The sequence below is a fragment of the Methylophilus sp. DMC18 genome (assembly GCF_056314005.1).
On sequence record NZ_JBQUZE010000003.1, the window covers coordinates 497,278 to 518,637 of the forward strand.

Below are 21,360 nucleotides of genomic sequence, written 5' to 3' on the forward strand. Positions count from 1 at the left end.
CTTGTCTGTTGTATCCGTATTTGTTGCTGTTACTCGTGAGTCTGTGCATCTCAAGGCTTTAAGCCGGTTGCTCATCATGAGCATGCACCAGTGTCTGTTTCTGCTAGCTGGCTTGCTGCTGACTGGGATAGTCATCGCCGAGGCCGACCTTAATAGCCTGTATCAACTGGCGGCGACCCATAATGCAGACTACCGAGCTGCGCTGGCCAATACCGAGGCCGAACGTGAAGAGTTGACCAAGGCGCGCGCAATGTTTTACCCCAAGGTACAACTGGGCTTGCTCAAGGGACGCGGCAATACGGATCGCACGACGCAAACCACGCTGGGGGCCGTCAATAGTGAGCTCGATTATTCGCTCGAAAATTACAGCCTCTCGGTCAGGCAACCGCTGTACAACAAAGAGACGCTCGCCATGTATGGCGGCGCCAAATCTTATGTGAGTGCGCAGGAGTCATTGCTGGAGCAGGAAACCGCAAAGCTGATCCTCAAGCTGGTGTCGGTTTATCTGGAGACGCTGTACGCGCAAGACCGCGTAACGGTGCAGGCACGCAAGCTGGAGGCGGTCGGCCAGCAATTGCAACAGGCGGAACAGCGCTATACGCGCGGCAGTGGCACCGTGGTCGAGGTGAGTGAGGCGCAGTCCAACCTGGATGTGGCTAAAGTGGAGCACTTGCAAGCCAATAATGACTTGCAGGCCAGTCAGCAAAGCCTGCAGATTCTGACAGGCAGCACCCATGTCTTGTCTGCCGAGCTGCTGGTCGATGGCTTGAATCAGCTAAGCCCGGCCGAGCATCCGCTGGAAACCTGGCTGGCGCTGGCACGGCAACACCACCCTGAGCTGGCGGCGGCCTACCAGAATATTGAGGTTGCCAAGAAGGATGTCGAGAAAAAACAGGCCGGGCATTATCCGACCCTGGATTTGGTCGGTGTGCGCTCTTACAGCCAGAACGACAGCAATAACACCTTGGGCTCGCGTTTTGACACGACCACGCTGGCCTTGCAAATGAATGTGCCGCTGTTCGCGGGCGGGTATGTGAGTGCCAATGTGCGCCAGAGTGCCAGCCGCCTGACCGCCAGTGAAGAAACCATGACCGCCAAGTTACGCGAGGTAGAGTTCAATGTGCGCAAGTACTACCAGAGCCTGCACGCACAACAACAATCCGTCACTGCCTACCAGCAGGCGGTACAGTCGGCCAGGGTGGCCCTGGATGGCACGCAAAAAGGATTTTTGGCCGGATTTAAAACCAACCACGAGGTGCTGGAAGCCCAGCAAAAGCTGTTTAACAACCAGCTGGCACTGACCAAGGCCTATTACAGCCTGATTAGTGACTGGGTGAACTTGCAGTTCAGCAGTGGTTTGTTGTCACTGGACACGCTTAATCGCGTGAGCCAATTGTTTATGACCAAGTAGTCGGGGGTAAATCATGTCCAAAAAAAATCAATCTGCAATCCAGTCAAGGGCCAAGCCTGCACCATACACACAGTGGGGGTTTACCTTGCTGGAACTGCTGGTGGTGATGGTGATTATCGGTCTGCTGGCTGGCTATGTCGGCCCCAAGTACTTTGCGCAGATCGGCAAGTCTGAAACCAAAACCGCCAAAGCGCAGATTGAGGCCTTGGCACGTGCCTTGGACACCTACCGGCTGGATACCGGCCATTACCCCAGCACTGAGCAAGGGCTGGCGGCGCTGAATCAGGCACCCAGTGGCGAGACCAAATGGCAGGGGCCTTATCTGGCTAAAGGCGTGCCCGCCGATCCGTGGGGGCGGCCTTACCTATACCGCGCGCCCGGCGAGCATGGCGATTACGATGTCTGGACCTTGGGCAGCGATGGCGCGGCGGGTGGCCAGGACGCCGATAGCGATGTGGGTAACTGGTAAAGCAGCCATCTAGCCATGAAGTTTGAGCTCAAGGTATTGCAGGGCAGCGAGGTCAGCTGGTTGTCGCTGGAGGCAGCCGACCCGCAGGCGGCGCGTCAGCAGGCGCAGGCGCGTGGTTATGGCGTCTTGCAGGTGCGTCAGCCGCGTCGGGCATGGGCGCTTCCGCAATGGCCGATCAAGAAAAACAGCTTTCAGCTCAGCTTGTTTAGCCAGGAGTTGCTGGCGCTGCTGGAGTCTGGCCTGAGTTTGATAGAGGCGATTGAGGGACTGGCCGAGAAAGAGCAGCAAGAGACCTCAAGAGCGGTGCTGACTGCTTTACGGACAGCCTTGTATGAGGGTTTGCCGTTGTCGCAGGCGCTGGCTTTGCAACCCGCGGTCTTCAGCCCTTTGTATGTCGCCTTGATCCGTGCCAGCGAGCGCACCGGCGACATGGCGCAGGCGCTCAAACGCCATGTCGCTTACCAGGCGCAGGTCGATGCCATCCGTAAAAAAATCATCTCCGCGTCGATTTATCCGGTGTTGCTCATCGTGGTCGGTGGGCTGGTGGTGCTGTTTCTGCTGGGTTATGTGGTGCCGCGCTTTAGCACGATTTATGAAAGTGGCGGCGACAAGCTGCCCTGGGCCAGCCAGATGCTGCTGCGCTGGGGGCAGTTGCTGCAAGGGCATGGCGAGCTGGTGTTATTGAGCACTATCAGCGGTATCGCCATGCTGTGGCTGTTGTTTTCGCGTCCGGCTTGCCAGGCCTGGATCATGAAAAAAATCTGGCAGATCCCGAGTTTGGGTGAGGCCTTGCGCATTTATCAACTGGCCCGCTTTTACCGCACGCTGGGGATGTTGTTACAGGGAGGAATTCCCTTGTTGACGGCCCTCGGCATGGTGCAGTCTTTGTTACCGCTAGAAATGCAACGCGCCTTGCAGCAGGTGATCGCTGATGTGCGTGAAGGCAAGCCGCTGTCTGGTGCCATGGAGGTGCATGGTTTGACCACTTCTATCGCCAACCGTATGTTGCGCGTGGGTGAGCGTAGCGGCCAGCTGGACGAGATGCTGGGGCGCATTGGGGTGTTTTATGACGAGGATACCGCGCGCCGCGTCGAGTGGTTGAGCAAGCTGCTGGAACCGGCGCTGATGGTCATCATCGGCCTCATTGTTGGGCTGGTGGTGGTGTTGATGTATATGCCGATTTTTGAGTTGGCCGGCGCGATTGAATAATGAGCGCCGCAAATGAAGGGTCGCGATTGAATAATCAGTACCATAAATGAAAAGTTTCGATTGAATAATGAGCCCCAAAAAAGAGGTGCGGTTTAGTAGGCGTGTCAGAGGATAGAGGTTGTAGACGGGATGCAAGCTTAAAATGAATATGCAGGATTTATCCATGTTGGAGCAGCCCCTGGGCGAGGCCCCCGTGTTGTCCGGCGACTTGCTGCAGCAGGCGCGACTATTGGCCGCGCAAAGCGGCCGGCCGCTGGTCGAGGTGCTGGAATCACTGAGTGGTTTGGCCGCCGATGCCTTTGTCGAGGCCTTGGGCCGCTGGCTGCACTATCCGGTCAAGACGGCGCTGGCCATGCATGCCATGCAGCCCATGTTTGACACCTTGGGCCTCAATGACGCCAATGCCTGGCACGTGATCCTGATGCAAGCGGAGGATCAGTCTTTGCACATGCTGATGGCCGACCCGTTTGATGAGGCCTTGCAGGTACGCTTGCAGCATCTGGTACGGCAACCGGTGCAGTGGTCACTGGCGCATCGCAATGAGATTGCGGCCTGTTTGCAGTTTCACGAGGCGCAAATGCGGGCGATGGATCAGGTGCATGCGGGGGATGCTACCAGCCATGAAGATGAGGCGCCGGTGGAAGAGCTCTCGCTCAAATCCATCAGCGAAGACAGTAGCCCGGTGGTGCGTTTTGTACGCTCTACCTTGTACGACGCGCTCAAGGCCGGGGCCAGTGATATCCATCTCGAATCAACGCTGCAAGGCTTGCGTGTCAAATACCGCATTGACGGCGTGCTCACCGAAGTCGGCGGTTTGAATGGCGTGATGCAGGCCGAGCAGGCCATTTCGCGCATCAAGGTCATGTCCGAGCTCGATATTGCCGAGCGCCGTATTCCGCAAGATGGACGCTGCAAGGTGCATGCGCTGGGCCGCGACATCGACCTGCGTGTCTCCATCATGCCCAGTGTGCTGGGCGAGGATGCGGTGTTGCGCGTGCTCGACCGCAAAGCCCTCAGCGAGGCACAGGGCATCAGCCTGGAAGTCCTTGGATTTGCCCCGGCCTTGCTGGCGCAAATCCGCGCCCAGGCCGAGGCGCCGTATGGCATGTTGCTGGTGACCGGCCCCACCGGCAGCGGTAAAACCACCACGCTTTACGGCATGATCTCCGAGATCAATCAGGGCCAGGACAAGATCATCACCATTGAAGATCCGGTGGAATACCAGTTGCCCGGTGTCTTGCAAATTCCGGTCAATGAGAAAAAAGGCCTGACCTTTGCCCGTGGCTTGCGCTCGATTTTGCGGCATGACCCGGACAAAATCATGGTGGGCGAGATCCGCGATGGCGAAACCGCCCAAATTGCCGTGCAATCGGCGCTGACCGGGCATTTGGTGCTGACCACGGTGCATGCCAATAATGTCTTTGATGTCATTGGCCGTTTTACCAATATGGGCGTCGATGCCTACAGCTTTGTCTCGGCGGTCAATGTGATTCTGGCGCAGCGCCTGATCCGCGTGATTTGCCCGTATTGCAAGGTGGACGACCACCCTGATGCCGCCTTGCTGACTAAATCTGGCCTCACACCGGCCACTGCCAGCCATTACCAGTTTAAAAAAGGCCAGGGCTGTGGCCAGTGTCACGGCAGCGGTTACAAGGGCCGTAAGGGCATTGCTGAATTATTGTTGTTTGATGACCGCATGCGCGAGCTCATCGTATCCAAAGCCCCCATCAGCCAGATCAAGGCACTGGCAGCCACCACCGGCACCCGTTCCATGCGTGAATCCGGGCTGGCCCTGGTGGCCGCGGGCGAAACGACCTTGCAGGAGATTAACCGTGTTACATCATTGGCCTGAGCCCGGCGTCGATTGCCATGCCGCCGCCAGCCGCCGCTGGTGGCAAGCCTACACTGCGCCAGAGTTGCGCATAGTGATCACGCATGACCGCATTGTCGCCTTTGAGTGCTCTCGGCGCGGACGACTGGGGGGCGCTGCGCAATGCCTGCAACACACGGTGCATACGGTGGATGATCACAGTGATGCCCATGCAGCATCCCCATCTGCGCCATTGTGGGAGACCTTGCGCCTGGTGTTATCAACCTATGCCGGGCAACGCTGGCATGTGGTGGTCGTGCTCTCTAATCAATTTGTGCGCTGGCTGGCCTTACCCTGGCAAGATCAGATCCGTAGCCGTACGGATCAGCAAGCCTATTTTGCTCATGGGTTGCAGCAGGCGTTTGGGTCTCAGACGCAGCCATCGCAGCTACGTAGCCAGTGCCCGGGCTATGGCAAGCCATTTTTGATCAATGCGATTGCCGAGGACTTGCCGACGCAGTTACATCGCGAGTTCGATGCGGCAGGATTGCCTATCGGCCAACTGCTGCCAGCCTGGCAACTTTCGGCTAACCAAAGCCTGACGTGGATGCGAAAGCAGGGCCGTGAAGCGGCTGGCTGGATCGTCTGCCGTGAGTCAACCAGCCTGACACTGGCTTGCCTGCAACACGGTGCCTGGCAGCAGATCCGCACGTTGCCCGTAGACCGCCATTCCCCTGAGAGCGATTGGCGGCATACCTTGCGCCAGGTGTTGTTGCGCGAGCAGGCCCTGCATCCTGAGCGGGCGCAGTTGCCGGTTTATCTGGCGCAGACCGCACTCGCAGGTCTGCGCCCAGAAGATTTCTCGCCGTTTAACGTCATTGTTTTACCCACGACTGAGCCAGCGGGCCAGCCGATGTGGAGTCTGGCCTGATGCGTGCCGCCATGCCAATTTTGGACTTTAATCATGCCGCCGGTCGTCTGCCTGGCCCGGTCGCTTGTGCGCTCGGCCTGATCTTGCTGTTGCTATTGCTGGTGCTGGTACCGCTTTATCAGCACCTTAACCAGCAAAATCAGGCTTTGCAGCAGCAGTGGCTGGCCAGGCAGTCTGCCAGCCGCCCAGCCACGGTGGTGCAGCTTGCGCCTATTAGCCCGGCCTTGCAAGCCGAGTTGACGCAGGCGCAGGCGCAGATTGCCACGCCGTGGTTGCCTTTGCTGCATGACCTCGAACGCGCGCAACAGGCTGAACTTTACTGGATGCAGCTGGCACCCGATGCCAAGCGCAAACTGGTCAGGATGACGGTGCTCGCACACAAACGCCAGCAGGGCTGGGCCCTGGTTGAGCGTTTGCGTCAGCAAGCCTCGCTGGCGGCCGTCAAGCTCAATAGCAGCGAAAGCACCGAGGTCAATGGCGAGCGCATGACCAGCTTGCAACTGGAGGCCGCATGGCAGTTTTAAATTCTGGGCGCAATGGTAGCGAGGTTCTGAGCCGCGTGTGGGTACGCCTGCAGTTTGCCTGGCAGCACAGTCCCTGGCGTCAACCCTGGTTGCTCGGCCTGCTGGCATTGACGCTGGCAGTGGCGATGATGCTGGCACAAGCCTGGTGGCTGCAGCAAGATTGGCAACAGCGATTGCGTGCACCAGCGGCCGGGCCTGGCCGCCAGACACAAACGGCCAGGCCGTCCACGTCCTCAGCGAATCAGGCCTTACCACAGCCCATGCCAGTGTTGGCGCAATGGCCCAGTGAAGAAGACGCCGACCGCGTCAGTGCCGAGATTCTGGCCCTGGCCGATGCCATGGGCATGGTGTTTGAGCGCGCTGAGTTTCAATCCGGCGCGACTGCGCAAAGTGATTTATATGTGCAGCGCATCAAGCTGCCTTTAAGCGGCGACTATGTGCAACTGCGGCATTTTCTGGCGCTGGTCTTGCAACGCTACCCCAGCCTGGCGCTGGCACAATGCAAGCTGCAACGCAGCGATGTGCAGCAAGCCGGGCTGGAGGCCTATATTGAATTCAATCTGTATACGCGCAAACGGAGGCCAGCATGAACCGGCAAATCGGCTTATTGGCTGCGCTTGCCATGACCTTGGTTGCCTGCTGGTGGGTGAGCCAGTCTGACACCGAGACCGCGTCCACGCCGGTTGCTGCGACTGTCATGCCTGCCGGGGCGGCCAAGCAGCGCAAACCTTTGTCGCAGGCGCTGCCTGCACTAAATGCCGCGCTGACCGATGCGCAACCCGCCACGGGCTTGCTGCCCATCCCGGGGCGAGATAAGGCAAAGATGGATGCGCCGACTAGCGATGAAGCAAAAATGGATGAACCGGTAGTCAACCTGTTTGCGGCACTCCCGCCGCCAGCGGTGCCTGCAGAGGCGTCAGCCGCAGCTGGGCCGGTCAACCCATATACCTATGCCGGCCGCCTGCTGCAAGACGGCCGCTGGCAGGTATTTTTAAGTGATGGACAACAACAATATGTGGTGCGTGAAGGTGACCGGTTTGCCGAGGGGTGGCGGGTCACGCGGCTGGATCAGCACAGGCTGGTGCTGCAACATGCCGGAGAGCGCTTTGAAATGATGCTGGAAAATGGGGGAATGCTTTGAGCAAACAGATGAAACAAACAGGCTGGCGTTGGATGTGGCTACTCGGCAGCCCGCTATTATTGCTCAGTTGCAGTCACTGGCCAGCGGCTGAAAAAAATGGCGATGCGGCCTTGGAGCAAGCGCGGCTCTACGCAGCGCGCGGCCAGGATGACGAAGCGATCCGGCTGTTGCAGCCACTGGTAGAGGCAAACCCACGCCAGCCGCAATATAAAAACTGGCTCAGTTTGCTGCAGGAGAAAAAGCTGCAAAAGCAATTGCAGGAAGCCGATAGCTTGTTGCAGGCCAAACAATACGATGCCGCCATGACGGGTTATGAACAAGTGTTGCAAGCAGCACCGAATAATCGCGCGGCCAGTGATGGCTTGCAAAAAGTCACGCAAGCCCGCCAGCACGACCAGCAATTAACGCAGGTTAAAAGCGCGATTGCGGCCGAGGATTGGGCCGGCGCCGAGTTTGGCTTGCGCACCGTATTGGCCGAGCAACCCGCGCAGCCTGAAGCGCGTCAGTTATTTGAACAGCTGGAACAAAAGAAAAACGAACGCAGCAGTGTGGTGCGGCCGTTGCAGTCATCGCTCAAAAAGAAAGTGACACTGGAGCTTAAAAACGCCCCGATCAAGCAGGCGTTTGAATATCTGGGCAAGGCCGGTGATTTGAATTTCTCGTTTGACCAGGAGCTCAGTGATGGCATCCGCGTCAATGTGCTGCTGCGGGATACACCGATTGAACAGGCGCTGGAGGTGATCCTGACCAGCCACCAGCTTGGCAAAAAAATCCTCAACAGCAATACCTTGCTCATTTATCCGCAATCGCGCGCGGCACAATATGAGGAGCTGTTTGTGCGCAGTTTTTACCTGACGCACATGGATGCCAAGCGCGCGCTCAATATGATGAAAACCGTGCTGCGCGCCAGCGATGTCTATATGGATGAAAAGCTCAATACGCTGGTGATCCGTGACACTCTGGACCGCATCAAGGTGGCTGAAAAACTGATTGCCTCGCAAGACCTCAATGAGCCAGAAGTCATGCTGGAGGTGGAAGTGATGGAGATCAACCGCCGTAACCTGGAAAACCTGGGCATCCAGTACCCCAGCCAGATTGGGGTGGGTGTGCAGGGCAATGCTGCAGGCAGCACGAGTGGCACGCAGCCACAGGCGGGCAAATTAACGCTGACCGAGCTGCGCAACTTTAACGGCAAACTGGGCGTGTTTTCCATCAACGATCCGGCCGTGGTGCTGAACTTGTTGCATCAGGATACCGACACCAATTTGTTGGCCAGCCCCAAAATCCGCGTCAAGAACCGTGACCGTGCCAAGATTCATGTCGGTGACAAGATCCCGGTGCTGACCAGTGTCGCCAGTGCGCAAGGCTTTGTCAGCCAGAACGTGAATTATATCGAGGTCGGCATCAAGCTCGATGTGGAGCCCGTGATCCAGATGCAGGACCAGGTCAGCATCAAGGTCGGCATGGAGGTCAGCAATATTACTGACCAGGTCACCACCAGTTCCGGCGTGCTGGCTTACACCATTGGTAGCCGCAACGCCAATACCACCCTGCAATTGCGCAATAACGAAACCCAAATCCTGGCGGGCCTGTTCCGCGATGACGAGCAGCGCACCCAGCGTAAAGTGCCTGGACTGGCCAATTTGCCCTTGATCGGCAGGCTGTTCAGCAACAACAATCAGGACAAGCGTAAAAACGAAATTGTGCTGCTCATCACGCCGCGCATCATGCACAACCTGAGCCCGGCCAATGCGGTGTACAGCCTGATTCCATCCGGGGTGGCGGCGACGGCGAATCCGGTCGGGGCAGGCGGCGCGCGTACGGTGCAAGCGGTAGACACCACCCCGCCCGCTGCGCCCGTGGTGACACCACAAAGCACGCAAAGCAGCAATGTGCGTAATGACAGCGGCTTTGCCAACCAGATGATGAACAGCACCGATGGTGGCGCGGTACAGCCCTGATGGCATTGAGATAAGTTGACCATGTTTGCGTTGCGACTGTTTTCTGCCCATCCCGCCCACGCCAAACGCAGCAAGGGCTTCACCCTGGTCGAGCTGCTGGTGACACTGGTATTGCTGGCGCTGCTGGTGACGGCGGCCAGTCCGGTGGTGCAACTCAATGGCAAGCGCGAAAAAGAGCGCGAACTCAAGCGCGCCTTGTGGCAAATCCGCGACGCTATTGATGCCTATAAAGATGCAGTGGACCAGGGGCTGATTAAAAAAACCGCAGAGAGCAGTGGCTATCCGCCGAACCTGGCTATCCTTGTCACTGGCGTCGAAAATGCCCAGGATACCAAAAAGAAAAAAATGTTCTTTTTACGCCGCATCCCGCGCGACCCGTTTGCCACCGACCAACAGCTCAGCAATGCCGATACCTGGCGTATCCGTGCCTATGATGGTGCCATCGACGACATGGCCAAAGATGTCTACGACGTTTCGTCACGTTCAACAGCCATTGGCATCAACCAGCAACCTTACAGTGAGTGGTAGGCAATGAAACGTGGATTTACCTTGATCGAGATGTTGGTGGTGTTGGCGATTCTGGCCATGTTGCTGACCATCGTGTCGCCACGCTTTATGCACATGTTGCAGCGCGCCAAAGAGACCACTTTGCGTCATGACCTGGTCACCATGCGTGACGCCATCGACAAGTTTTATAACGACAAAAACCGTTACCCGGAAACGCTGGACGAACTGGTCGAGCGCCAATACCTCAAGTCTGTGCCACCCGACCCGATCACCGAGCGTGCCGATACCTGGGTCATTACACTGCCGCCCAATATCGACGAGCAGGGCAGTGTGTTTGATGTGCATAGCGGCTCGGCACTGCTGGCAGAGGATGGGACCCCGTATGCCTTGTGGTAGGCGATCGCAGGGCTTTATCCTGATCGGCATGTTTATGCTGATCATGCTGAGCGGCCTGATCTTGTCAGAGGCTGCCACGCGCTGGCAGACGCAGGTACTGCGCGAGCGTGAGCAGGAGTTGATCAAAGTCGGCCTGGCTTACCGCGATGCCATCGGCCGTTATTACAACCAGACGCCGGGTGTGATTAAAACTTTTCCACCGACGCTGGAGGCTTTGTACAACGATGAGCGTTTCCCGTCGCCGCGCCGGCATCTGCGCAAACCGTATCAGGACCCGATCACGCAGCGTGAAGGCTGGGGCATTGTCGAAGCGCCGAGTGGCGGCATTATGGGCATATACAGCCTGTCGGACAAAGTGCCTTTTAAAAGCAAAGGCTACCGCGGCGAGTTGCAGCATCTCAATGACAAGCGCTATTACGGTGAATGGTATTTTGTGTATCTGCCACAACCCATCAGTGGCCGTAATGCGCTTTAAGCTTTTAGCACTGAAGTTGATTTAACTGGTGGTTGTAAACGATGTAAGTTGGTTGCGTGCAGCCAGTTTTACAACCGGGAATTATTGAAAAAACCAATCAATTCAATTTGTTAGCTGGCTGGCATTAATATTGCCACTCATAGACCTAAACACCGATAAGAGAGTTGCCATGTCCAGTCAGTTATCCAACCCGCAAGGCTTGATTCGAGGGCTCTACCTTGAGCACCATGCCTGGTTGCGCGCCTGGATACAAAAGCGCCTGGGTTGCCCCAACTGGGCGGCAGACCTCACGCAAGACACCTTTGTCAATCTCTTGCTCAAACACGAGCTGCCTGTATTAAACGAGCCACGTGCCTACCTGAGCCGCGTCGCGCATGGCCTGATGGTAGACCATGTGCGCCGCCGGGATATTGAACGTGCCTACCTCGAAGCACTGGCCTACATGGCCCCGGCTGAAGTTGGCTCGCCAGAAACGCGCGCCATCATGCTCGAGCTGCTGGTGCGGCTCGATATCATGCTCGATGGCTTGCCGCACAAAACCCGCACCGCGTTTTTGCTGGCCCAGCTTGAAGGTGCCAGCTATCCGCAAATTTCCGAGCGTCTGGGCGTCTCTGTGCGCACCGTAGGCAGCTATGTTTCTACCGCCATGCTGCAATGCATGACGCTGTTGCAAGAGCCCCCGCATGCGGCCTGAACTCGCACAACAAGTCACCCCGGCCATGCAGCAAGCCAGCGACTGGTATGCGCGTTGGCTCTCAGGCGAGATGGATGAAAAAGCCAAACGTGCCTGGCAAACCTGGCTGGAAGCCGATGAAGAACACAGCCGTGCCTGGCAACAAATTGAACGCGTACAGCTTTACTTTGGCAAAGTGCCCGGTGCGCTGGCACTCGCCACGCTGCAGGCACCGCCTTCGGCCGAGCGCAGACGCCTGCTCAAGCAACTCATTCTGCTGCTCATGGTCAGCGGCAGTGGCTATTATGCCTACCGCGAACAACCCTGGCGCGGCATGCTGGCCGACATCAGCACCGAGGTCGGCGAACGCCGCCAGTTAACGCTCGAAGATGGCACGCTGGTGCACCTCAACACCCACTCTGCCATTAACGTGGTCTACAGCAATACTGACCGGATTGTTGAGCTGGTGCGTGGCGAAATTCTGGTTGAAACCGCCCACGAAAACCTGCGCATTTACCGCCCATTCAGCGTGGTGACCAAGCAAGGCATGGCCACTGCGCTGGGCACACGCTTTAGTGTGCGCGAGTGGCAACAACAGCAACGCGACTACACCAAAGTGAGTGTCTTTGATGGCATGGTCGATGTGCGTGCGCTTGGCCGCAAACAATCCCCGGTGCGCGTCAACGCCCGTGAGTCTGTGGTCTTCTCCGCCAATCAGGTCTATGCCAAAACCAAACTCAAAGCCACCGAAATGGCTTGGGTCAATGGCCTTATCGTCGTCTACGCCATGCGCCTGCAAGACTTTGCCGCAGAACTTTCACGCTACCAGTCCGGCGTCTTACGCTGCGACCCGGCCGTGGCCGACTTGCAAATCTCCGGCTCGTTCCCGCTCAACGATATTCCCGCCATTTTGCAAACCCTGGAGCAAACCCTGCCCGTCAAAGTCGAGCGTTTCACACGCTTCTGGACCACCCTCAGTCCTGCCTAGCCCGCAATGCCGTCGTGGAGGACCGCTTCACAACGTGTTTTCTCAAGCGATCTTTGCAGGTTTTTTTAAAAAAACGCAATTTTATCTTCCGGTTTTTATTTCTCGTTCGGCATAGCAGTAATCACACAGATTATGCGTATGCAGAAAGTGCTTACCCACATGAAAAATAAAACCCTATCAGGATACACAACACCCCATTGGCTAGCGCTAGGCGTGAGCCTGGCGCTCTCTGCCTGGCATGCACAGGCAGAAACACTCAATGTCAGCCTGCCTAAAAAGAGCTATCAAATCCCGGCCGGGGACTTAAGCGACACCTTGCCCGACTACGCCGCTGAATCCGGCATCCTGCTCGGCTTTGACCCCATCCTCACCCAAGGCAAACGCAGCCCCGCGCTCAAAGGCCAATACGGCGTGCAAGAAGGCTTTGAAGCACTACTTAAAGACAGTGGCCTAGAAGTCGTGCAAGACAAATCCGGCCGCTACCAACTCCGCCGCGCTGCACCCAAAGCCAAACCTATCCCCGGCGCACCAGAAAAAGAAGATAAAGCACTCAAACTGGAAGGCATTGAGGTTCGGGCTAAACGCTTTTACGAAGTTGGGCCATTGCCAGGACTTGGTCTGACGAAAGAGCAAATCCCTGGTAACGTGCAGAGTATTTCTGCTCAGGAAATTAAAGAAAGTCATTCATTAAGCATTACAGATTTAATGAATCGCAAGTTGCAGTCTGTGAATGTCAACGACTACCAAGGTAACCCATTTCAGATGGATTTAACCTATCGAGGATTTACTGCGGGCCCTCAGATTGGTACGCCACAAGGGTTGAGTGTCTTCTTTGATGGCATTAGAGTCAATGAGCCGTTTGGTGATGTGGTGAACTGGGACATGATTCCCATGAATGCATTGTCGGGCATTGATGTCTTCCCAGGCTCCAACCCAATTTTCGGACGCAACACATTAGGTGGTGCGCTGTCGATGAAAACCAAAGACGGTTTTGAGAATGCAGGGGTTGATGCACAGGTGCTCACTGGATCCTTTGGGCGTAAATATCTGCAAGCCGAAGCAGGATGGAACAACGGTACAATCGGGCTGTTCGGCGCTGGAAATTTCTTTTTAGAAGATGGCTGGCGAACAAATTCACCTAGTAAGGTGAATCAGTTTTTTGGTAAAGCCAGTTACCGTGGTGACAGGCTGGATTTAAATTTAAGTACGCTTCTGGTTAAAACTGATTTGGTGGGTAACGGCTTGGTGCCGTCGCAAATGTACGAGCAAGATCGTAATAGCGTATTTACAGGTGAGGATACAACCAAAAATAAACTTCAGCAGTTTCAGTTATCAGGCAGCTACTTTGTTAATGATACGTTTACTGTTACAGGTCAGGTTTATCGACGAGATAGCAATCGGCGTGCGTTGGGTGCTGATGCTTATATGGATGGTTTTCCAAGCACGCAAGAATTGAAAAGAAATCTCAATCCTGGTGAGGAGATAAGTTGTCAATTCGTTAGTACGAACCAATATGGTGTTCCAGACTATTATGTGTTTGCTTTGAGTGATGAGTTCGATGGAACTTCAAATCCATTAATTCAAGAGTACATTAATAGAAACGGTGTAGACCCAACATATGATTACCAAACGGCCTTAGCCTCAGCAAAAAATGGGGAGCTGTCTGCAGAGTTTGCAAAAGCGGCACGTGAATCATTTGTTTATTGGAGTAATCCACAAAACCAAGCTTTATATCAATATAACAATATTCCTGTACCTGTGAGTAATGGGGATGTGACGAATTACTCAAATGGCAATAGCTCATATGTGGCTTTAGATTCTTTGTGGGATTTTTACAGGACCGCATCGTCAGACTTTGATCCGACGGTAGGGATTGAAACTTCGGTTAACTATTTTTACGATAGAAATGGCGTTAAGCATGTAGTCATCCCGATCGCCCCAATTAATCGCGATGTATGTCAAGGGGCATCAGCAGACCTTACTATCAGGGATGCGAATGGGTTGCCAGTCAACCCCGATGGTGCTGGGCATAATGGTACAGGTGTTGTTGATGGCATCCCCACGTCAGTACTTACTAACAATAATATCAAGCAACAAACAGATGGTGGTTCAATCCAATTTAATTGGAATTTAGATAAACACAAGCTAATGGTAGGGGCTTCTTTAGACTCAGCCTACGCAGCATACAGCAATAGTCAACGGTTCGGTTTACTTGATGAAAATCGAAAGGCATATCTGGCACCAGACCAGATACTGGATATGTATACAGCTGCGGACTCACCGATTTCTAATAATAATTTCAGCGGTACATCAATAACTAAAAGCATTTATGCCAGTGATACTTGGAGCCCTATTGAAACACTGCATATCACTGCTGCAGCAAGATACAACCAGACAAAGGTAAAAAATACTGTTGCGACCAGAACAGCTTTTACTTATTACAGCCTGGGATCATACGTCTCAACTCCAGACACCTTTAATCTGTGTGTTGGGGTTGAAGCCAATTGCCCATCAACAGGCTATCGAGTGGGTGATGGTGGACAGTTACTTAAACCAGCTGAAACCGAGAAATTCAGTTATTACTCCCTCAATCCATCTCTTGGCATGAGCTGGCAAGCCAAAGAAGATTTGAATTTTTATGTCAACTTAGCCAAAGGAACACGTACACCGAGTGTCGTTGAACTTGGTTGTGCTTATGATGGCCGCCCTAGTGGTCAAACAGTGCCTTTTGATTTGAATGGAAATGGTATTACAGAGCCTGGCGAGGTTATAGATATTCCCAATAGTCTTGCACAGAATCGCTCATGTACTTTACCAACAACCTTGTCAGGTGACCCATATCTGCCACAAATTAAGGCTACTACTTACGATATCGGTTTACGTGGAACTATAGGTGACAATTTTAATTGGAATATTGGTGCCTATCAGACGGATCTCAAAGATGATATTTATTTAGTCACCGTTGGTGCTGCCAATAGTTTCTTTAACACTATAGGCAAAACCCGCCGTCGTGGAGTTGAAGCTGGCATTTCAGGTAAGTTAGACCGTTTTACGTTAGGAGTTAACTACTCTCTCACAGATGCTACTTTCCAAAGTGAGTTTGACATGATCTCCGATAACAATAGCAGTGCAGTAACTACGGATCTTGGTAATGCGCTAGCTTCATTCAACGGAGAGGCTTTTCAATCAATCACTGTTAAGCCTGGTGATCGCATGCCAGGTATTCCTCTGCATAATTTAAACCTTAATTTTAGCTATGAAATCACGGACAAATGGAGGGCAGGGTTCAGTGCAGTTATGCATTCGGGCAGCTTTGTGCGAGGAAATGAAAATAACAAGCATCAACAAGGTTTAACTCAAACTCGTGTTAATAATTTGGGTAACTTTGTATCCCGTCAAACTTCAGAAAACCCAGGGAAGTTAGATGGTTATGGCGTTATTAACTTCCAAACAAGTTATCAAATCTCTAAAGAGTGGTCTGCGACTATGCTCATTAATAATATTTTTGACAAAGAGTATTTCACTGCGGGGCGATTAGGAAGAAACCCATTCTCGCCAAGTATTAACGGTGCAATTGGTCCTGGTGGCTATAACCACAACTCCGATGATTGGTTAAGTACCAATTTCTTAGCGCCAGGCGCACCTAGAGCAGCATGGTTCAGTTTGAGGTATCAATTTGTGCCCAACTAACCCCTCAACTTAATAGATTTAACGGCCTTTAGGTAAAGTTATGTTAACGACGTCAGGCTTTTTGCGTCGCCAGCGATTAAACAAGTAAGAGGGTGTAAATGTGAAAAATTCCCGTTGTGTGTATGGAATTTTCCCGATTGGTTTTTGCGATAGTAATTTTGGGTTGCGCTTGGCCTTGATCCGGTAATTTGCATTTGAGCAGTTTTTATTGATAAGTCTATTTTTGGAGCGAGCTGTGGATTTGGTGCCTGATATTGTTGATCTCGTGTTGTATTTGCTGGGTGCGCTCTCGGTGCTGGTGTGGTCCATCATCATCGTCAAAAGCTGGGTGTGGTTCAAGTTGCGCAGTGAGTCCAACAGTTTTTTGTCTGAGTGGCAGCAGGTGAAAACCATTTATGAGTTGCCGCGCATTATTTCGCACAGTAACAGCAGCTTTGCTCGGTTGTGTGATGCGGGGATGCGGGCGATGAATGAGGTGATGGCGAATTCGGTGTTGCGCCGCAATGAGCGCCAGGAGGTGATTTTGCTCTCGCTCAAGCAACAGGCTTATCTGGAGCAAAAGCGCATGGATGGCGGCGTGGCGGTGTTGGCTAGCATAGGCTCTACTGCCCCGTTTATCGGCTTGTTTGGCACGGTGTGGGGCATTATGAATGCGCTCAAGACGATCACAGCGACGGGCTCTGCCGGGTTGGATGTGGTGGCCGGGCCGATTGGTGAGGCGTTGATTGCGACGGCGATTGGCATTGCCACGGCGGTGCCTGCGGTGTTGGCCTACAACTATTTTATGCGCAAGCAAAAAGTGCACAGGGCCGATATGGAGCAAGTGGCGAGCCGTTTTCAGTCCTTGCTGACACAATCTGGCGTAGAGGGTTAATGCCATGGCGATGTTTAGTGATGGTGAGAGCGAAGATTTGGTCAGCGAAATCAATGTGACGCCGCTGGTCGATGTGATGCTGGTGTTGCTGACGGTGTTTATTGTGACGGCGCCATTGCTGATGAACGCGGTGAAGGTCAAATTGCCGCAGGCCAGTGCCGAGGTGGCGGTGACTGTGCCTAAAACCGCACACATTAGCGTGACCGATGCCGGGGAGGTGTTTCTGGACCAGCAAAACATGCCGCTAGACACCTTGACCAAAGAGCTGGGCGTACTCAAGCAGAAGCACGACCCGGCGGTGGAGATTTATGCCGATGAGCATGCGCAGTATGGCGTAGTGGCCAAAGTGCTGGCCGCGATTCAGCGCGCGGGTATCAGCAAGTTCAGTTTTGTGATGTCGCCTGAGTCACGAAAGTAACACGCCATGACCACCCTGATTTATCCTCAAGCTCAGCATGACTCACTGCTTTGGCGGGCCGTTGTGCTGTCGCTGGGGTTGCATCTGGTCGTGGTGTTGCTGTATCCAACATTGAGCCAGATTCAGTTGCCTGCCATCCCCGAGCGCATGGAAATTGAGTTTTTTTCGACCAAAGCGCCAGCCCCAGCTGTGCAACAGGTGTCACCGCCCGTGGAGACGCCCAAGCCTGCTGAGCCACCCAAGCCGATGGTAAAGCCTGTGACGCCTGTAGAGACGCCAAAGCCGGTATTGGCAGCGCCTAATAGCCATGACGCAGATTACCGAGTGCAGGAGCAGCCTGTACAGCCGCCCGCCAAGGTTGAGCCAAGCCCGGCGCCGCCTGCGTCCAGCAATACGGCCGAGAGTGCGCCGCATGCGACAAACTCAAGTACTGAAAACACCGCCAAAGATGCCAAGCCCAGCGCTGCCGCAGTCGCCACCGCTCCTGCATCAACCGAGTCTGATGAGCTCAGTGCGAGTGATAGCGATGCCTGGGGGGATTATGGCGAACAACTGCGCTCACTGGTGAATAAAAGCAAACAATATCCGGCTATTGCCATCCGCCGTCACCTCGAAGGCGAGGCGACGGTGGTCGCGCAGTTTGTGCGCGGTGAGTTGGTCAATGTGACGGTTGCTGATAGCAGTAAACATGTCCCCCTCGATGAAGAAGCCATGCGCATGGTGAAAAAGGCCATTGCGCAACTCGGTGTCAAAGACAGCCTGAAAAAGAAGAGCTTCAAAATAACAATACCGGTCTCTTTCAAGCTGGAATAACGCGCGGTTTCATGAAGTCAGGCATGCTCAGAAAGTTTATCCCTCACTTTCGCTAACAGGTATGTCTGCTCTCCAACCCCTGTACCTGCCACTTTCCTCCGGTGGGTACAGGGTCTTTTTTTAAGTGAATATTGAGAGGAATCAATGGTGATCAATCATGGTAGCGCTGGTGACCGTTTAATGAAATAAACATAAGCTTTGGGAGAAGCGTAGTGATATCAAACACAATTAAAACAACGTTGCTGGTGATGGCGCTATTGATCAGCCCGCATGCCCAAGCCAAGCTACAAACATTTGAAGAGGTTTTTAAGGGGACTTTGCCTTCGGTTAAAAATTCGGAGTTTGGTTTTTATGACGAGGTGACTACGCTGTTGAGTAAGGATGCGACATTGACCTTGTACTATCAGGTGGTGTCAGACGACCCTTTCAATTCTATTGGTGGTGGGACGTTTACCAGGGCAGATGCGCTGGGCGCATTTTCTGGCAATTTCTTTTTTTATTTATCCTCGAGTGATAAGGGGGTATCGCTATCGGGGTTTTTTGATCAGGACCTTGATTCAGCATTACCCAATACGGGCGCTTACAAATATGCATGGGCATTGGGAGACGCCGGGGCATATGGTAAAGGTGGGGGAAGCATCACAGACCAAGGCGATGTGACTTTAAACATTCACTGGCAGATCCGAACCCCTGACATTTTCATCCCAGTGCCAGAGCCGCAGATGGCCTGGTTGTTTTCTCTCGGCCTAGTCACGCTGTGTTTTAAGCGGGCTCAAACAATAATCAAATAAGGATTCAAAATGAGAAAAATCATCAAACAGGGATTATTGCTGTGTACATTGCTCGGGAGTCTGCAAGCACAGGCAAAGGTTGAAACCTACCAGCAAAGTTATGCTGGTTATTTGGCTATGAATAACATGATGGCTGCGGATTACTACGTCGATGCCACGAGTTTTAGCAACGCAGGAAACACAGTCTCGCTTAACTATGAGGCGTTAAAGCTGGTGTCTGATCCCGAAAACGCTTTATATATCGTGTTTGGCAGTTACACCAGAAGTGGCGGGCATCCGACCGTCTCCGGGACTTTTGACTTTGGTCTGAATTTATATGATCCCACGGTCCCCGTTGACCCGTACGCGGATCCTTTACCCATCATAGGTACTTTCAACTTGCAGGACCTGAAAGACTTACCGGATGGCTCATATGAGGTGCTTTATGGTGAGACGGGCACACTCAAAGGCTATATTTCTAAAGATGACTATGTTTCATTCACCATCGATTGGGTTATTTATACACCTGATAGTGTGGCTGCAGTGCCCGCCCCACCTGCCTCATGGTTGTTTGCTTTTGGCTTGTTATTGATCGGTGGTATGCGATTAAACAAACATAGCGCATAAGCCAGTGTTTGGTTGTTTATAGCCAAAGTGGTGGCTGAAATCACTCGATTTTGTGAGATTAGGCCCAAATCGGCCATTTTTACCGCTCAAATAGCATGGCACAAATTTTGCGAAATCCTTGCATGGAAAAAACAATGCATTGGTGCGGCATTAATCTGCAGTGGGCGTATACCGACTTGCTCGGTTATATCCGCTTTAAGGTGGCTTGCCCGCATGTGGCCAAAGATATTCTGCACGATGCATTTATCCGCTATACCGTCTCCACCAGCCTCAACAAAGACCAAGAGCCGCATGCTTACATGCGTAGCATCGCCAAAAACCTCATCGTGGATAGCTATCACCACCAGCAGCGTTTTATTTCGCTTGAAGCCGAGGTGGGGCTCAACCGCGAGTGGCTGGATGCGCCAGCCTTGTCGGTGGAACATCTCAACGACATCAAACAGCGGCTAGAGATGATTCAGCAGATTCTTGAGCAGTTGCCACCGCGCTGCCGCCAGGTGTTTTGGATGTATCGCGTTGAAGGGTATACCCAACCTGAAATTGCTGCCAATCTTGGCATCAGCAAAAACATGGTCGAGCGCCATGTGATGCGTGCGATTCTGGACCTCACCAGTGCGCGTGAGCTCATGTTGGTTGAAATGTGATGCACAAGCACGACGAGGCGATCAGACAGGCTGCCGTGCGCTGGTATATGCGCATGCGAGAGGCCGCCCCAGATGCGCCTGAGCGCACGACATTTGAAGTGTGGTTGATGACGGACCGCAGGCATCAGGCCGCTTACCAGATGGTGGAATCCACCATGGAAGACTTCAGCTCGACCGAGCGGCTCAAGGCGCTGTCTAGTGCCATGTCGCAAAAGCAATACTTTGAACAAAGCGCACGCCGCAAAAAACTCAGCAAGCTGGGCTCAGGCCTGGCAGTCATGCTGCTATGCGTAGGCTTGGGCTTTTTCGGTCGCAGCCAATATGTGCAGTGGCAAGCACTGCCTTTGTCGACGCAAGTGCACACCACCAGTGTGGCGCAGCTCTCCAAACAAACCCTGGCTGACGGCTCGGTGATCACCGCGAATGCCAACACGACCATGGAAATTGTCTACTATCGCCATCAACGCCTGATCAAACTCAGCCGTGGTGAAGCCATCTTCGAGGTGACCAAAGACGCTCAACGTCCATTCGTGGTCGAAACCCCGCAAGCTAAAGTCACCGTATTAGGCACACGCTTTGCCGTCAATCAGCTCAGCAAAAAAGTGCGCATCAGTGTGGATCATGGCCGCGTGCAAGTCGGGCGTAGTGATGGCAGCGCCCCCACCTTGATTCTGCACAACGGTGAAGTGGCCGAGATTGAGCCAAACAGCACGCCGCACAAAGTCAATCGCCAGGCGGCAGACAGCTTCAGCTTTATCAGTGGCCGCATCGTGTTTGACCGTGCCGATATGTTTGAAGTGGCCGATACGCTATCACGCTACCGCAACCCGCCCGTGCATGCGGCGTTTGCAGCAGAGACGCCCAAAGTGAATGCCGTGCTCAAAATTAGTGAGCTGGAGCGTTTTATCAGCACCTTGCCGCAATCGGTGCCCGTCGCCGTCAAACCCAAAGAGGATGCCCTGGTCATCGCCCCTAAATAATCTTTACAAGTATTTTTAATCCCGCATATCAGGCATTTTGCCTGCTCGT

Annotated in this window: 22 protein-coding genes; all 22 read left to right on the forward strand. The window is 53.8% G+C overall.

Features of this window, described 5'->3' with window-relative positions; all coding sequences use genetic code 11:
• Position 1 precedes the first annotated feature (1 nt).
• Complete coding sequence (locus tag ACT53G_RS09365; protein WP_476169245.1) at positions 2-1,411, forward strand: TolC family outer membrane protein; 1,410 nt, start codon at positions 2-4, stop codon at positions 1,409-1,411.
• Positions 1,412-1,424: 13 nt separating this feature from the next.
• Positions 1,425-1,880, forward strand: a complete 456-nt coding sequence (gene gspG / locus ACT53G_RS09370) for a type II secretion system major pseudopilin GspG (RefSeq protein WP_476169246.1) — start codon at positions 1,425-1,427, stop codon at positions 1,878-1,880.
• Between the two features lie 15 nt (positions 1,881-1,895).
• Complete coding sequence (locus ACT53G_RS09375; protein WP_476169247.1) at positions 1,896-3,089, forward strand: type II secretion system F family protein; 1,194 nt, start codon at positions 1,896-1,898, stop codon at positions 3,087-3,089.
• Positions 3,090-3,231: 142 nt separating this feature from the next.
• Positions 3,232-4,941 (forward strand): GspE/PulE family protein, encoded by a 1,710-nt coding sequence (locus ACT53G_RS09380; protein WP_476169248.1) that lies wholly within the window; start codon positions 3,232-3,234, stop codon positions 4,939-4,941.
• The gene (locus tag ACT53G_RS09385; RefSeq protein WP_476169249.1) at positions 4,922-5,830 is read left to right on the forward strand and encodes a hypothetical protein; all 909 of its coding nucleotides are present in this window, start codon (positions 4,922-4,924) and stop codon (positions 5,828-5,830) included. Before ACT53G_RS09380 ends, ACT53G_RS09385 begins: the two co-directional genes overlap by 20 nt.
• 11 nt (positions 5,831-5,841) lie before the next feature.
• On the forward strand, positions 5,842-6,354 hold the full coding sequence (locus ACT53G_RS09390) for a hypothetical protein (RefSeq protein WP_476169250.1): 513 nt from the start codon (positions 5,842-5,844) through the stop codon (positions 6,352-6,354).
• Positions 6,342-6,944: a hypothetical protein gene (locus tag ACT53G_RS09395; protein WP_476169251.1), complete on the forward strand. Its 603-nt coding sequence runs from the start codon at positions 6,342-6,344 to the stop codon at positions 6,942-6,944. Before ACT53G_RS09390 ends, ACT53G_RS09395 begins: the two co-directional genes overlap by 13 nt.
• On the forward strand, positions 6,941-7,495 hold the full coding sequence (locus tag ACT53G_RS09400) for a hypothetical protein (RefSeq protein ID WP_476169252.1): 555 nt from the start codon (positions 6,941-6,943) through the stop codon (positions 7,493-7,495). Before ACT53G_RS09395 ends, ACT53G_RS09400 begins: the two co-directional genes overlap by 4 nt.
• 8 nt (positions 7,496-7,503) lie before the next feature.
• A complete protein-coding gene (locus ACT53G_RS09405) occupies positions 7,504-9,456 on the forward strand; it encodes a type II and III secretion system protein (protein ID WP_476169253.1) in 1,953 nt (650 codons plus the stop codon).
• 21 nt (positions 9,457-9,477) lie between these two features.
• Positions 9,478-9,984, forward strand: coding sequence for a prepilin-type N-terminal cleavage/methylation domain-containing protein (locus ACT53G_RS09410; RefSeq protein WP_476153976.1), 507 nt, complete (start codon positions 9,478-9,480; stop codon positions 9,982-9,984).
• A 3-nt stretch (positions 9,985-9,987) separates the two neighbouring features.
• The gene (locus ACT53G_RS09415; protein ID WP_194748526.1) at positions 9,988-10,359 is read left to right on the forward strand and encodes a type II secretion system protein; all 372 of its coding nucleotides are present in this window, start codon (positions 9,988-9,990) and stop codon (positions 10,357-10,359) included.
• The gene (locus tag ACT53G_RS09420) at positions 10,346-10,834 is read left to right on the forward strand and encodes a type II secretion system protein (protein WP_476169254.1); all 489 of its coding nucleotides are present in this window, start codon (positions 10,346-10,348) and stop codon (positions 10,832-10,834) included. The genes ACT53G_RS09415 and ACT53G_RS09420 overlap by 14 nt, the downstream gene beginning before the upstream one ends.
• Positions 10,835-11,003: 169 nt before the next feature.
• Positions 11,004-11,528: a sigma-70 family RNA polymerase sigma factor gene (locus tag ACT53G_RS09425; RefSeq protein ID WP_476169255.1), complete on the forward strand. Its 525-nt coding sequence runs from the start codon at positions 11,004-11,006 to the stop codon at positions 11,526-11,528.
• A complete protein-coding gene (locus ACT53G_RS09430; protein WP_476145384.1) occupies positions 11,518-12,495 on the forward strand; it encodes a FecR domain-containing protein in 978 nt (325 codons plus the stop codon). Before ACT53G_RS09425 ends, ACT53G_RS09430 begins: the two co-directional genes overlap by 11 nt.
• 159 nt (positions 12,496-12,654) lie before the next feature.
• Complete coding sequence (locus ACT53G_RS09435; protein ID WP_476169256.1) at positions 12,655-16,185, forward strand: TonB-dependent receptor; 3,531 nt, start codon at positions 12,655-12,657, stop codon at positions 16,183-16,185.
• A gap of 235 nt (positions 16,186-16,420) precedes the next feature.
• A complete protein-coding gene (locus ACT53G_RS09440) occupies positions 16,421-17,059 on the forward strand; it encodes a MotA/TolQ/ExbB proton channel family protein (protein WP_313986782.1) in 639 nt (212 codons plus the stop codon).
• A gap of 4 nt (positions 17,060-17,063) precedes the next feature.
• Entirely contained in the window at positions 17,064-17,477 is a 414-nt protein-coding gene (locus tag ACT53G_RS09445; RefSeq protein WP_194748521.1) for an ExbD/TolR family protein, read from the forward strand.
• 6 nt (positions 17,478-17,483) lie between these two features.
• Positions 17,484-18,290 (forward strand): energy transducer TonB, encoded by an 807-nt coding sequence (locus ACT53G_RS09450; RefSeq protein WP_476169257.1) that lies wholly within the window; start codon positions 17,484-17,486, stop codon positions 18,288-18,290.
• Between the two features lie 248 nt (positions 18,291-18,538).
• Entirely contained in the window at positions 18,539-19,081 is a 543-nt protein-coding gene (locus ACT53G_RS09455; RefSeq protein WP_476169258.1) for a hypothetical protein, read from the forward strand.
• 9 nt (positions 19,082-19,090) lie between these two features.
• Positions 19,091-19,687 carry a hypothetical protein gene (locus ACT53G_RS09460; protein ID WP_476169259.1) on the forward strand — a complete coding sequence of 199 codons (597 nt, stop codon included), beginning with the start codon at positions 19,091-19,093 and terminating at the stop codon, positions 19,685-19,687.
• Between the two features lie 122 nt (positions 19,688-19,809).
• Positions 19,810-20,331, forward strand: a complete 522-nt coding sequence (locus tag ACT53G_RS09465) for an RNA polymerase sigma factor (RefSeq protein ID WP_476169260.1) — start codon at positions 19,810-19,812, stop codon at positions 20,329-20,331.
• The gene (locus ACT53G_RS09470) at positions 20,331-21,311 is read left to right on the forward strand and encodes a FecR family protein (protein WP_476169261.1); all 981 of its coding nucleotides are present in this window, start codon (positions 20,331-20,333) and stop codon (positions 21,309-21,311) included. The genes ACT53G_RS09465 and ACT53G_RS09470 overlap by 1 nt, the downstream gene beginning before the upstream one ends.
• Positions 21,312-21,360 lie beyond the last annotated feature (49 nt).

What these genes read in the sequence shown, in the direction of transcription:
- ACT53G_RS09465 (WP_476169260.1), top strand. Translation starts at nt 19,810, where the DNA reads ATGGAAAAAACAATGCATTGGTGCGGCATTAATCTGCAGTGGGCGTAT.
- ACT53G_RS09405 (WP_476169253.1), top strand. Translation starts at nt 7,504, where the DNA reads ATGAAACAAACAGGCTGGCGTTGGATGTGGCTACTCGGCAGCCCGCTA.
- ACT53G_RS09430 (WP_476145384.1), top strand. Translation starts at nt 11,518, where the DNA reads ATGCGGCCTGAACTCGCACAACAAGTCACCCCGGCCATGCAGCAAGCC.
- ACT53G_RS09445 (WP_194748521.1), top strand. Translation starts at nt 17,064, where the DNA reads ATGGCGATGTTTAGTGATGGTGAGAGCGAAGATTTGGTCAGCGAAATC.
- ACT53G_RS09420 (WP_476169254.1), top strand. Translation starts at nt 10,346, where the DNA reads ATGCCTTGTGGTAGGCGATCGCAGGGCTTTATCCTGATCGGCATGTTT.
- ACT53G_RS09380 (WP_476169248.1), top strand. Translation starts at nt 3,232, where the DNA reads ATGAATATGCAGGATTTATCCATGTTGGAGCAGCCCCTGGGCGAGGCC.
- ACT53G_RS09395 (WP_476169251.1), top strand. Translation starts at nt 6,342, where the DNA reads ATGGCAGTTTTAAATTCTGGGCGCAATGGTAGCGAGGTTCTGAGCCGC.
- ACT53G_RS09415 (WP_194748526.1), top strand. Translation starts at nt 9,988, where the DNA reads ATGAAACGTGGATTTACCTTGATCGAGATGTTGGTGGTGTTGGCGATT.
- ACT53G_RS09425 (WP_476169255.1), top strand. Translation starts at nt 11,004, where the DNA reads ATGTCCAGTCAGTTATCCAACCCGCAAGGCTTGATTCGAGGGCTCTAC.
- ACT53G_RS09400 (WP_476169252.1), top strand. Translation starts at nt 6,941, where the DNA reads ATGAACCGGCAAATCGGCTTATTGGCTGCGCTTGCCATGACCTTGGTT.
- gspG (WP_476169246.1), top strand. Translation starts at nt 1,425, where the DNA reads ATGTCCAAAAAAAATCAATCTGCAATCCAGTCAAGGGCCAAGCCTGCA.
- ACT53G_RS09410 (WP_476153976.1), top strand. Translation starts at nt 9,478, where the DNA reads ATGTTTGCGTTGCGACTGTTTTCTGCCCATCCCGCCCACGCCAAACGC.
- ACT53G_RS09455 (WP_476169258.1), top strand. Translation starts at nt 18,539, where the DNA reads ATGGCGCTATTGATCAGCCCGCATGCCCAAGCCAAGCTACAAACATTT.
- ACT53G_RS09470 (WP_476169261.1), top strand. Translation starts at nt 20,331, where the DNA reads ATGCACAAGCACGACGAGGCGATCAGACAGGCTGCCGTGCGCTGGTAT.
- ACT53G_RS09450 (WP_476169257.1), top strand. Translation starts at nt 17,484, where the DNA reads ATGACCACCCTGATTTATCCTCAAGCTCAGCATGACTCACTGCTTTGG.
- ACT53G_RS09390 (WP_476169250.1), top strand. Translation starts at nt 5,842, where the DNA reads ATGCCAATTTTGGACTTTAATCATGCCGCCGGTCGTCTGCCTGGCCCG.
- ACT53G_RS09460 (WP_476169259.1), top strand. Translation starts at nt 19,091, where the DNA reads ATGAGAAAAATCATCAAACAGGGATTATTGCTGTGTACATTGCTCGGG.
- ACT53G_RS09435 (WP_476169256.1), top strand. Translation starts at nt 12,655, where the DNA reads ATGAAAAATAAAACCCTATCAGGATACACAACACCCCATTGGCTAGCG.
- ACT53G_RS09375 (WP_476169247.1), top strand. Translation starts at nt 1,896, where the DNA reads ATGAAGTTTGAGCTCAAGGTATTGCAGGGCAGCGAGGTCAGCTGGTTG.